The sequence below is a fragment of the Bradyrhizobium sp. 44 genome (genome assembly GCF_023073095.1).
Lineage (GTDB): Bacteria > Pseudomonadota > Alphaproteobacteria > Rhizobiales > Xanthobacteraceae > Bradyrhizobium.
Map to the genome: position 1 here is coordinate 378,055 of NZ_JADPIY010000020.1, position 12,760 is coordinate 390,814.

Consider the following 12,760-nt stretch of genomic DNA (forward strand, 5'->3'; position numbering starts at 1 on the left):
CTGCCGGCCACCCGACAACGCGAACCCATCGTTCATGGCCTTGCACCGCGATATCTTCTGGGTCGGCAGACAATGGGCGGTGACGGGTGCCGGCATCCAGGCCGTCGATCAGCGGCTGCGTGGTGTGCTCGACATTGAGACCAAGCGGCTCTGGGACGACGATCTGGTCCAGAGCCGGCGGGCGAAGCCCGGTGTGAATGCCGCGGATTTCGACCAGGCACTGACGCTGGCGCGCGAACGCTTTCCGCAGACGCCGGTAGCGGACCCGTTCGTTGCACAGCTGGAGGCGCTCGGCGTGATCGAGGTGCCGATCGTGACCCCGGTCGTGCCGGCGATGAAATTGCATGCCGAGGGCCGGCTGGCGCGCTTTCTGCCGCAATGGCGCGTTCGCCGATAGCCGGCCCGCCGGCAACCGGCTGCCGGCCCCATTCGGCCGGTTTGCCTGATCGGCCCCGGCCGGATAAGACGGCTCAGACCCCGCTTCAGGAATCGACCTTTCGCATGCGCATTCTCTGCACCAATGACGACGGCATCCACGCCCCCGGCCTCAAGGTTCTGGAGGAGATCGCGCGCGCATTGTCCGATGACGTCTGGGTGGTCGCGCCTGAGCTCGACCAGTCCGGCGTGTCGCATTCGTTGTCGCTGAACGATCCTCTGCGCCTGCGCGAGGTCGGACCCCGGCACTTTGCGGTGCGCGGCACGCCGACCGACTGCGTCATCATGGGCGCGCGCCACATCCTCGGCGCCAAGCTGCCCGATGTCGTGCTGTCCGGCGTCAACAAGGGCCGCAACGTTGCCGAAGACGTGGTCTATTCCGGCACCATCGCCGGCGCGCTGGAGGGAACCATCCTGGGATTACCATCTTTCGCCCTGTCGCAGGAGTTCAGCGTCGAGACTCGCGACCAGCCGCTGTGGGACACTGCGCGCAAATTCGGGCCCGACATCCTGCGCAAGGTGATCGCGGCCGGCATCCCGAAGGACACCGTCATCAACGTCAACTTCCCGGCCTGCGCGCCGGAAGATGTGCTTGGCATTCGCGTGACGCGGCAGGGCAAGCGCAATCTCGGCTTCCTCAAGATCGATGAGCGCAAGGACGGCCGTGGCAATCCGTATTTCTGGATTGGCTTCGAGCGTACCGCGATGATGGATACGCCGGCCGACGGCACCGATCTTGCGGCGCTGCGCGAACGCTACGTCTCCGTCACGCCGCTCAGGCTCGACCGGACCAACGAGGCGTTTTCCGAGGCGCTGAGTACGACGCTGAAGTAAGTCCGACCTGGCACGGGACCTGGTCTAGCCGCCGCGAAGAGCGGCTTCGATGGTCTTGCCGAGGGCGTCGAGCTGAAACGGCTTCTGAAGCGCCGGCCGATCACGGTACTGCTCGGGCAGGCCGGAGGAGCCGTATCCGGTGGCGAAGATGAACGGGCAGCCCTTCGCCTTGATGACATCGGCGACCGGCGAGATGACCTTGCCGTTCACGTTGACGTCGAGAATGGCGATGTCGAACTCGGTTGCCTGGGCAAGCCGCATGGCTTCGGTGATGTCGCCAGCCTCGGCTGCGATCTTGTAGCCAAGCTCTTCGAGCATGTCGGCGACCATCATCCTGATCATCACCTCGTCTTCCACGAGGAATACAGAGCGGCCGGTAAGCCCCGTCGCAGTCATGGTCGAGTCCTTGCCCATCGCCAAAAACGTTCGCAGATAACATGAATCGACGCAATGCGCGTTTCGACGAACGGATGCCTGAAAATGGCCATCGCGGCTCGCCCGTTGCAAGCCAATTTGTGGTCAACTACGCCATCCTAAGCCTATCATGGGTTCCCTGAGCCGGAACAAGAATCTCGCGCCCCAGGTTGGCGTCCCGGACCGCAAAGACAGCACAAGCAGGCAATGACCCCCCATCAGCACCCGCCGGAAAAGATGATGTTTCAGCTCACGCTGAGGCGTCGGGGTATCAGCGACCAGGCGGTCCTGCGGACCATGGAGGAGGTGCCGCGCGATCAATTCGTCGACGACGCCGATCGCGACGGCGCATATCGCGACAGCGCGCTCCCGATCGCCTGCGGGCAGACCATCAGCCAGCCCTTCGTCGTCGCCTACATGACCGAGCAGCTCCAGCTTCAGAAGAAGCACCGCGTGCTCGAGATCGGCGCCGGCTCTGGCTACCAGGCGGCGGTGCTGTCGCGGCTCGCCGGCCAGGTGCTGACGGTCGAGCGTTACCGCAAGCTTGCGGATGCCGCACGTATCAGGCTTGAAAAGCTCAACTATCACAACGTCGAGGTGATGCTGGGGGACGGACTCAATCTGCCCCCCAATATCGGCCCGTTCGACCGCATCATCGTCACGGCCGCGATGGAGCAGCTCCCGGACAACCTGGTCGAGCGGCTGGAGGTGGGCGGCATCCTGATCGCGCCCGTCGGCCCGCATCAGGGGGTGCAGACGCTGATCCGCCTGAGCCGGACCGAAGCCGGGATCGAGCGCAAGGAACTCGTCGAGGTCCGGTTCGTGCCGGCGCTGCCCGGTGTGGCGCGGGAGCTGTAGAATTCCGGATTGGCTGTGCTGCCAACATCTTATTGGGAGGGTTAAGCCGTTATTTACTCGGCGCGTGTTTACTTAAAACACCAGTTCTGTTGCGTACGAGTGAGTAACCATGTCCGTTGCCGCCGAGTTGCTTTACTCGCGCCGTGTGCCGCAGGTCGCGGTGCTGGCGCTGATCTCCTTCAGCTTCGCAGGGTGCAGCGCCGACATGTCGTCGCGCATGTCCCAGTCGAACTTCTCCAATCCCTTTGCGCAGGAATCGACCGGTTCGGTGCAGCAGGCACCGCCGCCGCAGCGTGAGTTGCCGCAATATTCGCGGCCGCAGACGCAGTCCGGTTATTATCAGTCGCAGCCTTTGCCGCCGGCGGTGTCCGCGCCGCAATCCTACCCCGTTGCGGCAGGCGGCGTGTCCGGAGGCGGCCGGGGTGTCGGGTCCTACGCACCCCCGGCGCAGCCGCATCTGGAGACCACGGCCACCGTGCCGCCGCGCTCGGTTGCAGCCGCCCAGGTCGGTGGAACCAAGATCATCGTCGGCACCAGCGATACGCTCGACCTGCTTGCCAAACGCTATCGCGTCACGCCACAGGCGATTCTTGCCGCCAACGGCTATAAGGGGCCGCGCGCGCTCTCGCCCGGCCAGCAACTGATCATTCCGCACCAGGCTACGGCCGCTGCGCCCGCGCCGCTCATGGCTCCCGTTGCCGCTGCCCCCGCGCTGGCGCCTGCTGCGAGGCCGGTTGCGGCCGTTGCCGCGCCGTCGAGCACGCACTTCGTGAACCACGGCGACACGCTCGCCAGCATTGCCCGCAAGAACCATATCTCGGCGGCCGAACTGGCCCGCGCCAACGGCCTCGATCCCTCTGCAAAACTCAAGCTCGGCGCCAGGCTGGCCGTGCCCGGCGCCAAGACCGCAGCTGTCGCGGCACCGCTTGCCGCGGCTCCGGTCGGAGCCGCTCCCGTTGTGGGGACGCTGCAGCCCGTTGCGGCCGCCCCTGCGCCCGCCACCAAGATGGCGGCCGTCGCCGCGCCGGTGCAGAGCGCGCGCCTGGCCCAGGCCACGGCGAATGTCGAAGACAAGGCCGCGGAGGCTCCGGCGAAAGCTGCGGAGACCACCAGCGCACTGCCGACTTTCCGCTGGCCGGTGCGCGGCAAGGTGGTCACGAGCTACGGCGCCAAGACCAATGGCAAGTCCAACGACGGCATCAATCTCGCGGTGCCCGAGGGTACGCCGGTCAAGGCGGCTGAAGACGGTGTCGTTGCCTATTCCGGCAATGAGCTGAAAGGTTATGGCAATCTCGTCCTGGTTCGGCACTCCAACGGCTACGTCACCGCATATGCCCATGCGAGTGAGCTGATGGTGAAGCGCGGCGATACCATCAAGCGCGGCCAGGTCATTGCCAAGTCGGGTCAATCCGGGGAGGTGGCGTCGCCGCAGCTCCACTTCGAGATCCGTAAGGGATCGAGCCCGGTTGACCCGCTTCAATTCCTGAACGGGGCGTGAGCTTGAAATAGGGCGCGCCATCGCCACAAACGCGGTGTCGTCGCCCGGCTCGACCGGGCGACCCAGTACGCCGCAGCGTCTCGACCGATCAAAACCGTCTCCGGAATACTGGATTCCCCGCCTGCGCGGGGAATGACAGATCAGAGAAGTGGCGGCAGCTTGCTACGTCGCCGTCAGCTTCACGCCAAGCCGTCCCGCAAGCTCCTGCACGAACTGCCAGGCGACGCGGCCCGAGCGTGAGCCGCGCGTCGTCGACCATTCAAGGGCCTCGCGCTCCAGCGCGTCGTCGTCGACCTCGACGCCGAAATGGCTGCAATAGCCCCGCACCATGGCGAGATATTCGTCCTGGCTGCAGCGGTGGAAGCCGAGCCAGAGACCAAAGCGATCCGACAGCGAGACCTTCTCCTCGACGGCTTCGCCGGGATTGATCGCGGTCGAGCGCTCGTTCTCGATCATCTCGCGCGCCAGCAGATGGCGGCGGTTGGAGGTGGCGTAGAGGATGACGTTCTCCGGCCGACCCTCGATGCCACCTTCGAGCACCGCCTTGAGCGATTTGTAGGACGCATCATTGCCGTCGAAGGAGAGGTCGTCGCAGAACACGATGAAGCGGAAGGACGAGGCGCGAAGCTGCTCCATCAGTGCCGGCAGGCTCTCGATGTCCTCGCGATGAATCTCGATCAGCTTCAGTCTGTCGGCCGGTTTGCGCTCCGCGTTGATGCTGGCATGCGCCGCCTTCACGAGCGACGACTTGCCCATGCCGCGCGCGCCCCAGAGCAATGCGTTGTTGGCGGGCAATCCGTTGGCGAAGCGCTCGGTGTTCTCCATCAGGATGTCGCGCATCCGGTCGACGCCCTTGAGCAGGAACAGTTCGACGCGGCTGACCCGCGGCACCGCCGCAAGGCGGCCGTCCGGATGCCAGACGAAAGCATCCGCCTGCTTGAACGACTCGCGTTCGACGGCGGGCTTGCCTTGAGCGGAGAGGTGCGCCGCGATCGTCTCCAGCGCGCGAACCATGCGCTCCTGGGAGACGCTTTGGCCGGCCTTCGAAGTTGTCTTGGAAGTCGCCTTGGAAGTCGCCTTGGAAGTCGTCTTGGAAGCCGCTTTGAGGGCGGCCTTGGGACGTTTTGCCGCGACGCGGGCTGGCTTCGTGGCAGGGGTACGGGGGCCTTTGCCGGCCGGGCTTTTGCTTGGTTTTTGGGGCATGTCCGAAGTTCCTGAGAATGCAGCCTTATCGGGCCTGAGCGCGCGCCGCAAGGTGGCTAAAAGGGCGGTCTGGCGGCGTTGCAATTGGGGCAATGGCCGCTATAGTCCGCGCGAATTTGACCGAACCGGTCGCCATTTGGGCCTGACCGGTTTTCCCCCGTTCTCACGAGGATCGTCCGAATGCTGATTACCCCTGCGTATGCCCAGGCTGCGGGCGCCGGCGACACCAGCGGCATGTTGATGTCGCTGCTGCCGTTCGCCCTGATCTTCGTGATCATGTACTTCCTGATTCTGCGTCCGCAGCAGAAGAAGGTCCGTGACCACGCCGACCTCGTGAAGAACATCCGCCGCGGCGACACCGTCGTGACCTCGGGCGGCCTCGTCGGCAAGGTCACCAAGGTCGTCGACGACGACCAGATCGAGTTCGAGATCGCCGATGGTGTGCGCGTGCGGCAGATGCGCTCGATGGTCTCCGGCGTGCGCGCCAAGGGCGAGCCGGCCAAGGAAAGCACCAAGGAAAGCGCCAAGGATAGCGCCAAGGACGACGCCGCGGCTAAGTGAGCGCTTCCGCGAGTCTCTGAAATCCCCTGATCTGACAGGTCCAGTCGATGTTGTATTTCACGCGGTGGAAGGCGCTCGGGATTATCCTGACGGCGCTGATCGTGTGCCTCTGCGCGGTCCCGAACTTCTTTCCGGAAGCGCAGGTTAAGACCTGGCCCGCCTGGGCGCAGCGTCGGCTCGTGCTCGGCCTCGATCTTCAAGGCGGCTCCTATCTGCTGCTCGAGGTCGACGGCAACTATGTGAAGAAAGAGAGGCTCGACCAGGTCCGCGACGATGTTCGCCGGACGCTGCGCGATGCCAAGATCGGCTTCACCGGCGGCGTCACCGTGCGCAACGACGCGGCCGAGGTGCGGATCACCAAGGAATCCGACCTGCAGCCTGCGCTCGCCAAGCTGCGCGAGCTGTCCCAGCCGCTGGGCGGACTGGTGGGCTCCAGCGGTCAGCGCGACCTGGATGTCACTGACGCCGGCGGTGGGGTGATCCGCCTCACCATCCCGCAGGCCGCGATGCTCGACCGCATGCGCAAGACCATCGAGCAGTCGATCCAGATCGTCGAACGCCGCGTCAACGAGCTCGGCACCGTCGAGCCCGTCATCCAGCGCCAGGGCAACGACCGCATCCTGGTGCAGGTCCCCGGCCTCCAGGACCCGACCCGTCTGAAGGAATTGTTGGGCAAGACCGCGAAGATGGAATTCCGCATGGTCGATATGTCTGTGCCGCCCGATCAGGCGCAGCAGGGACGTTTGCCGCCGGAATCCGAGCTTCTGATGAGCGCGTCGCCGCCGCCCACACCCTATGTGGTCAAGAAGCAGGTGCTGGTCGCCGGCGGCGATCTGACCGATGCCCAAGCGAGCTTCGACCAGCGCACGAGCGAACCCGTCGTCAGCTTCAAGTTCAATACGTCAGGAGCGCGCAAGTTCTCGCAGGCCACCCAAGAGAACGTCGGGCTGCCTTTTGCGATCGTGCTCGACAACAAGGTCATCTCGGCTCCCGTGATCCGCGAACCGATCACTGGCGGACAGGGCCAGATCTCCGGCAGTTTCACCGTGCAATCGGCCAACGATCTCGCGATCCTGCTGCGCGCCGGCGCGCTGCCGGCACCGCTCACGGTGGTCGAGGAGCGCACCGTCGGTCCGGGCCTCGGCCAGGACTCGATCGAGAAGGGCGAGCTCGCCGCCTATGTCGGCTCGATCCTGGTGATCATCTTCATGCTCTTGACCTACCGGCTGTTCGGCGTGTTCGCCAACATCGCGGTGGCCATCAATGTGGCCATGATCTTCGGCCTGTTGTCGCTGCTCAACGCCACGCTGACGCTGCCCGGCATCGCCGGCATCGTGCTCACCGTCGGCATCGCGGTCGATTCCAACGTGCTGATCTACGAGCGCATCCGCGAGGAATTGCGTGGCGGCCGCAACGCGATCTCGGCGATCGACGCCGGCTTCAAGCGGGCGCTTGCGACCATCCTCGATTCCAACATCACCACTTTCATTGCCGCCGCGGTGCTGTTCTACATCGGCACCGGTCCGGTGCGCGGCTTCGCCGTGACGCTCGGAATCGGCATCATCACCACGGTGTTCACCGCCTTCACCCTGACCCGGCTGATCGTGGCCTGGTGGGTGCGGTGGAAGCGGCCGCAGAGCGTGCCGATCTAGGAGCCTGATCGTGAATCACACCGTTCTCATCGGGCTCGGCGTCCTCATTGCCATCCTCACCGTGGTTGCGGCATTCGGCTGGCTGCCGTCGCTGCGCATCGTCCCCGACGATACTCATTTCGACTTCACGCGGTTTCGCCGGATCAGTTTCCCGATCTCGGCGGCGCTGTCGATCGTCGCGATCACGCTGTTCTTCACCCATGGACTGAATTTCGGCATCGACTTCCGCGGCGGCACGCTGCTGGAGGTGCAGGCCAAGTCTGGCACCGCCGATATTGCGGCGATGCGTACGACGTTGGATGGCCTGCGTCTCGGCGAAGTCCAGTTGCAGCAATTCGGCGGCCCCGCGGACGTCCTGATCCGCGTGGCGGAGCAGCCGGGCGGCGACGCCGCACAGCAGGAGGCCGTGCAGAAGGTCCGCACCGCGCTTGGCGATTCCGTCGACTATCGCCGCGTCGAGGTGGTGGGACCGCGCGTATCGGGCGAATTGCTCGCCTACGGCATGCTCGGCCTGATGCTGGCGATCGTCTCGATCCTGGTCTACCTCTGGTTCCGCTTCGAGTGGCAGTTCGCGCTTGGGGCCATGATCGCCAACGTGCACGACATCGTGCTGACGATCGGCTTCATGTCGATCAGCCAAGTCGATTTCGACCTGACCAGCATCGCGGCGCTTCTGACCATTTTGGGCTATTCGCTCAACGACACCGTCGTCATCTACGACCGCATCCGTGAAATGCTGCGGCGCTACAAGAAGATGCCGATGCCGCAGCTTCTCAACGAATCGATCAACTCGACGCTGTCGCGCTCGATCATCACCCATTTCACCGTGACGCTGGCGCTGCTGGCGCTGCTGCTGTTCGGCGGTCATGCCATCCACAGCTTCACCGCGGTCATGATGTTCGGCGTGGTGCTGGTCGGCACCTATACCTCGATCTTCATTGCAGCCCCGATCCTGATCTATCTCGGCGTCGGCGAGCATCGCGAAGATGCGGTCGATAAGGCTACGCCGGCGAAGAAAAGCAAGGCATGATCCGAACCGCATGCCCTCGCAGGAGTTTGCGAGGGCAGTAAGCTCATTCGGACGAAGCTCATGGCCGGCGATCCCAACGCACCGCATTTCCCCCGCTCGGCGCCGATCGAAGCCTATGGCAAGGGCGGCTTTGCCTTTGCCGGCATGTCGCATCGGGGATCGCTGCTTTGCCTGCCCGACGCGATCTGGGCCTGGGACATAACGGACCCCGCGAAGATCGACCGCTATTCGCTGGATCGAGTCTTCAAGTCCGCTAACAGCATCGACACGCTCCTGATCGGCACCGGAACCGGGGTCTGGCTGCCGCCAGCGGAACTGCGCCAGGCGCTCAAAGCGGCGCGGGTGGTTCTGGACACGATGCAGACCGGTCCCGCCGTGCGCACCTACAACATCATGATCGGCGAACGGCGGCGCGTCGCGGCCGCGCTGATCGCCGTGCCATGAGTGGCTCCGCGCCGGCGCCGGATTCTGCCGCGTTCTGCGCTGACCTCGTACGCAGCCACGACTTTCCGCGCTATGCCGCGACCCTGTTCGCGCCCGCTGCCGAGCGTCGCGCGCTGCTGGCGCTCTATGCCTTCAATGTCGAGATCGTCCGCGTCCGCGACCAGGTGAGCCAGCCCTTGCCCGGTGAAATCCGCCTGCAATGGTGGACCGACATGCTGTCGGGCCAGGTGCATGGCAGCGCCGAGGGCAATCCGGTAGCGGCGGAGCTTCTCCGCGCAATCCGTGATTTCGACCTGCCGGTCGAGCCGCTGTCGCTGCTCGCCGACGAGCATCAATTCGATCTCTACAACGACCCAATGCCAACAATGGCGGCGCTGGAAGGCTACCTCGCGGCGACCTCATCGGCGCTGTTCGATCTCGCCGCCCGGATCATGGGACCACCGTCGGAGGCGGCCGAGCATCTCGCCCGCCATGCCGGGCTGGCGCAGGGCATCGTACAGGTCATCGCCAATCTGCCGCGCGATGCGGCGCGCCGGCAATTGTTCCTGCCGCAGCAGGTGCTGGCGAGCCACGATTGCGACGTGGAAGACGTGTTCGCCGGCAAGGAGACGCCAAACTTGCGCGCCGCGCTGGACCAACTCTCGGGCGAGGCGCGGCAACATTTGACGACGGCCTTGTCGCTGCTGGTGGAGGTGCCGGCATCCGTGCGTCCAGCGTTCCTTCCGCTGAGCCAGGTACGGGCCGACCTCAAGCGCTTGTCGCAGCCCGGGCGTAATCCGTTCACGCCGGAGCAATCGCCGCGGCTGCGCACGCTGTGGACGCTGTGGCGGGCCTCGCGTGCCCGGGAATTTACCAAATAGCGGTTGGCTTATCGCCTCAAACTGCCAAATGCCCTATGCTGTCCCATGGCTGAGTTGTCCCAAAGCATCGCCACTGATCTCAGCGGCCTTCCGATCTCGCTGAGCGATATCCATGCCGCTGCCGAGACGATCCGCTGCGCCGTCGTCGAGACGCCCTGTAGCTACAGCCGCACGCTGAGCAATATCTGCGGCTGCGACATCTGGCTGAAATTCGAGAACCTCCAGTTCACCTCCTCGTTCAAGGAGCGCGGCGCGCTCAACCGCCTCACGGCGCTGACGCCGGAGGAGCGCGCGCGAGGCGTCGTCGCGATGTCGGCGGGTAATCACGCGCAAGGCGTCGCCTATCACGCCAAGCGGCTCGGCATTCCCGCCACCATCGTCATGCCGGTCGGCACACCCATGGTGAAGGTCGAAAACACCAGGCATCACGGCGCCGAGGTGGTGGTGACGGGTGCCACGCTCGAGGAGGCGGCCGCGTATGCGCGCAGCCACGGCGAAGCCTGCGGCATGATCTTCGTCCATCCCTATGACGATCCGCTTGTCATCGCGGGGCAGGGCACGGTCGGGCTGGAAATACTCAAGGCCGTGCCGGAGCTCGATACGCTGGTCGTCCCGATCGGCGGCGGTGGCCTGATCAGCGGGATCGCCATTGCCGCGAAATCGATCAAGCCGTCGCTGCGGATCCTCGGCGTCGAGGCCTGGCTCTACCCCTCGATGTACAATGCCATCCATAACGGCAATCTGCCGGCGCGTGGCGACACACTCGCCGAAGGCATTGCGGTGAAGTCGCCCGGCAAGCTCACGACCGAAATCGTCCGCCGCCTTGTCGACGACATTGCGCTCGTCAACGAAGCCGAGCTCGAGCGCGCGGTGGCAACCCTGATCTCGATCGAGAAGACGGTTGTCGAAGGCGCCGGCGCCGCCGGTCTCGCCGCACTGATGTCCGACCCGTCCCGTTTCGCCAGCCAGAAGGTCGGGCTGGTGCTGAGCGGCGGCAATATCGACACGCGGCTGATTGCATCAGTCCTGACCCGCGAGTTGGCGCGTGAGGGGCGGCTCACCCAGCTGTCGCTCGACATCCCCGACAGGCCTGGCCAACTGGCTGCGGTCGCGGCACTGCTGGCCGAGGCCGGCGCCAACATCATCGAGGTCTCGCACCAGCGCACCTTCTCGGATCTTCCAGCCAAGGCAACGTTGCTGCAATTGGTGATCGAGACCCGCGACAGCGCCCATCTCGACGAGGTCATGGCGAAGCTTGGGGCATCCGGATTGAGTGCGCGCTGTACCTGAGCTGTGCGCGCGCCCGCCGCTATCGCGGCGTCAAACCGCCAGATGGACGATCAACCGATCGATCTCGGCTTCCGTATTGTAGTAATGCGGGGAGGCGCGCACCACCGGCGGCAGCGAGCGAATTTCGGCATCGATGCGCGTGCTCGACGGATCTGAGGCACCGATCGTGATGCCGGCTGCGGCCGCGTTGCTGACGACCGCTTCAGCCTCGTACCCGTCCACCGTGAAGCTGACGATGGCTCCCGGAGCGCGTCCGAGGTCACGAATTCTGATACCGCGAATGGACGCAAGGCCGCCCCGGAGGCGGTCCGCCAGCATGCGGCAACGCTGCTCGATGGGGCCTATGCCGATATCGAGGGCATAATCGACAGCCGCGCCCAACCCAAGCCGGGCTGCGTAGTTGTTCTCCCAGGTCTCGAAACGGCGCGCATCGTCACGCAGCCGGTAAGCGTCCCGGGACACCCAGGGTGCGGCGAAGTGGTCGATCATTGGCGGTTCGAGCCGCTGCAGCATCGCCCGGCGGACGTAGAGAAAACCGGTGCCGCGCGGGCCGCGGAGGAATTTGCGACCGGTCGCCGACAACATGTCACAGCCGATGGCCTCGACGTCGACCGCCATTTGTCCGACCGCCTGGCAGGCGTCGAGCAGATAAGGAATGCCTCGCGCTCGCGCGATCTTGCCGACGGCCGCAGCCGGATTGACCAGCCCGCCATTGGTCGGAACCCATGTGATCGCAATCAGTTTCACGCGCTCATCGATCATGCTTTCGAGCGCGTCAACGTCGAGCTCGCCGCTAGCATCGCTCGGCACGATGTCGATCGCGACGCCTGTTCGCTTGGCGACCTGGAGAAAGGCGACATAGTTGGCAGCGTACTCCGCCTCGGCGGTCAGGATCCGGTCGCCCTGACGAAATGGAAGCGCGTAGAACGCCATCTGCCAAGCAACCGTCGCATTCTCCATGAGGGCGATCTCATCGGGTGCGGCATTCAGCAGGCGCGCCACTGAGCCGTAGACGGATTCAAGCCGGGGCGCCTCACGGTCGGCGGCGGCATAGCCTCCGACCTCGCTCTCCAGATCGATATGCTGCTTCATGGCTTCGGCGACAGCGACAGGCATGAGAGCCGCCCCCGCGTTGTGCAGATACGCAAGTCTGGAAGTGGCTGGCGTGTCGGCACGTACTCGCTCGATGTTGATCAAGTCAATCTCCGGCTCGGACTATCGTCGCGTCAGTGCGGCATTTCCTCGAACTGCGGCAGGTTGAGCGGCGTGTTCCACGACATGCGACGCTTGGTGAACATCTCGAGCTTCGGTGCGACGAGGTCGGGCCGGTCGAGGCTGCCCAACTGGACGAAGAACGTCTTGGGGAAGCTATCGAGGTTAGTGGTAAAGACCCGCGAACCGCATTCCGGGCAGAAATTGCGATCCAGGCCTTTGCCGGAATTGGCGATGTAGTGAAACGCCTTCGGCTTGCCGCAGAGAAGCGTGAAATCGTCCTCGGGCACCGCGAAGAAGGTCGCCATCTCGCCGCCGGAAGCGCGCTTGCAATCGTTGCAATGACAATTGGCGATGAAGGACGGATCGGTGCTGAATTCGAACTTGATTGCGCCACAGGCGCATTGAGCGGTGTATTTTTTGGCCATTGATCGCCTCAGGTTGGTTGAGGATAGCGGCGCGGTCATAT

14 protein-coding genes are annotated in these 12,760 nt (G+C 64.7%); 10 read left to right on the plus strand and 4 right to left on the minus strand.

Annotated features, from left to right (window positions below; all coding sequences use genetic code 11):
- Positions 1 to 34: 34 nt before the first annotated feature.
- On the plus strand, positions 35 to 397 hold the full coding sequence (locus IVB41_RS23955; protein ID WP_247289719.1) for a hypothetical protein: 363 nt from the start codon (positions 35 to 37) through the stop codon (positions 395 to 397).
- Positions 398 to 501: 104 nt separating this feature from the next.
- Positions 502 to 1,269: a 5'/3'-nucleotidase SurE gene (surE, locus tag IVB41_RS23960; protein ID WP_247435523.1), complete on the plus strand. Its 768-nt coding sequence runs from the start codon at positions 502 to 504 to the stop codon at positions 1,267 to 1,269.
- 24 nt (positions 1,270 to 1,293) lie between these two features.
- Here the strand turns inward: surE and IVB41_RS23965 are convergent, their stop codons facing one another.
- Complete coding sequence (locus IVB41_RS23965; RefSeq protein WP_007590670.1) at positions 1,294 to 1,665, minus strand: response regulator; 372 nt, start codon at positions 1,663 to 1,665, stop codon at positions 1,294 to 1,296.
- A gap of 225 nt (positions 1,666 to 1,890) precedes the next feature.
- Here IVB41_RS23965 and IVB41_RS23970 point away from each other — a divergent pair, with 225 nt between their 5' ends.
- Positions 1,891 to 2,541 carry a protein-L-isoaspartate(D-aspartate) O-methyltransferase gene (locus IVB41_RS23970; protein ID WP_247289723.1) on the plus strand — a complete coding sequence of 217 codons (651 nt, stop codon included), beginning with the start codon at positions 1,891 to 1,893 and terminating at the stop codon, positions 2,539 to 2,541.
- A 109-nt stretch (positions 2,542 to 2,650) separates the two neighbouring features.
- On the plus strand, positions 2,651 to 4,039 hold the full coding sequence (locus IVB41_RS23975; protein ID WP_247435525.1) for a LysM peptidoglycan-binding domain-containing M23 family metallopeptidase: 1,389 nt from the start codon (positions 2,651 to 2,653) through the stop codon (positions 4,037 to 4,039).
- Positions 4,040 to 4,201: 162 nt separating this feature from the next.
- Here the strand turns inward: IVB41_RS23975 and IVB41_RS23980 are convergent, their stop codons facing one another.
- On the minus strand, positions 4,202 to 5,242 hold the full coding sequence (locus tag IVB41_RS23980; RefSeq protein ID WP_247435527.1) for an ATP-binding protein: 1,041 nt from the start codon (positions 5,240 to 5,242) through the stop codon (positions 4,202 to 4,204).
- Between the two features lie 180 nt (positions 5,243 to 5,422).
- Between IVB41_RS23980 and yajC the strand changes: the two genes are divergently transcribed.
- From yajC to IVB41_RS24010, 6 genes are read left to right on the plus strand one after another with little or no spacing between them, the layout of a single operon-like run.
- Entirely contained in the window at positions 5,423 to 5,803 is a 381-nt protein-coding gene (yajC, locus tag IVB41_RS23985) for a preprotein translocase subunit YajC (protein ID WP_247289738.1), read from the plus strand.
- A gap of 47 nt (positions 5,804 to 5,850) precedes the next feature.
- Complete coding sequence (gene secD / locus IVB41_RS23990; RefSeq protein ID WP_247435530.1) at positions 5,851 to 7,455, plus strand: protein translocase subunit SecD; 1,605 nt, start codon at positions 5,851 to 5,853, stop codon at positions 7,453 to 7,455.
- A 10-nt stretch (positions 7,456 to 7,465) separates the two neighbouring features.
- Positions 7,466 to 8,485 carry a protein translocase subunit SecF gene (secF, locus tag IVB41_RS23995; protein WP_027567077.1) on the plus strand — a complete coding sequence of 340 codons (1,020 nt, stop codon included), beginning with the start codon at positions 7,466 to 7,468 and terminating at the stop codon, positions 8,483 to 8,485.
- A gap of 60 nt (positions 8,486 to 8,545) precedes the next feature.
- Positions 8,546 to 8,929 carry an Mth938-like domain-containing protein gene (locus IVB41_RS24000; protein WP_007590678.1) on the plus strand — a complete coding sequence of 128 codons (384 nt, stop codon included), beginning with the start codon at positions 8,546 to 8,548 and terminating at the stop codon, positions 8,927 to 8,929.
- Positions 8,926 to 9,789: a phytoene/squalene synthase family protein gene (locus IVB41_RS24005; protein ID WP_247435533.1), complete on the plus strand. Its 864-nt coding sequence runs from the start codon at positions 8,926 to 8,928 to the stop codon at positions 9,787 to 9,789. Before IVB41_RS24000 ends, IVB41_RS24005 begins: the two co-directional genes overlap by 4 nt.
- A gap of 45 nt (positions 9,790 to 9,834) precedes the next feature.
- Positions 9,835 to 11,079, plus strand: a complete 1,245-nt coding sequence (locus IVB41_RS24010) for a threonine ammonia-lyase (protein ID WP_027567075.1) — start codon at positions 9,835 to 9,837, stop codon at positions 11,077 to 11,079.
- Positions 11,080 to 11,109: 30 nt separating this feature from the next.
- Here the strand turns inward: IVB41_RS24010 and IVB41_RS24015 are convergent, their stop codons facing one another.
- Both IVB41_RS24015 and IVB41_RS24020 read right to left on the minus strand, forming a co-directional pair.
- Positions 11,110 to 12,276: an aminotransferase class V-fold PLP-dependent enzyme gene (locus IVB41_RS24015; protein WP_027567074.1), complete on the minus strand. Its 1,167-nt coding sequence runs from the start codon at positions 12,274 to 12,276 to the stop codon at positions 11,110 to 11,112.
- Between the two features lie 29 nt (positions 12,277 to 12,305).
- A complete protein-coding gene (locus tag IVB41_RS24020; RefSeq protein ID WP_027567073.1) occupies positions 12,306 to 12,719 on the minus strand; it encodes a GFA family protein in 414 nt (137 codons plus the stop codon).
- Positions 12,720 to 12,760: the final 41 nt, after the last annotated feature.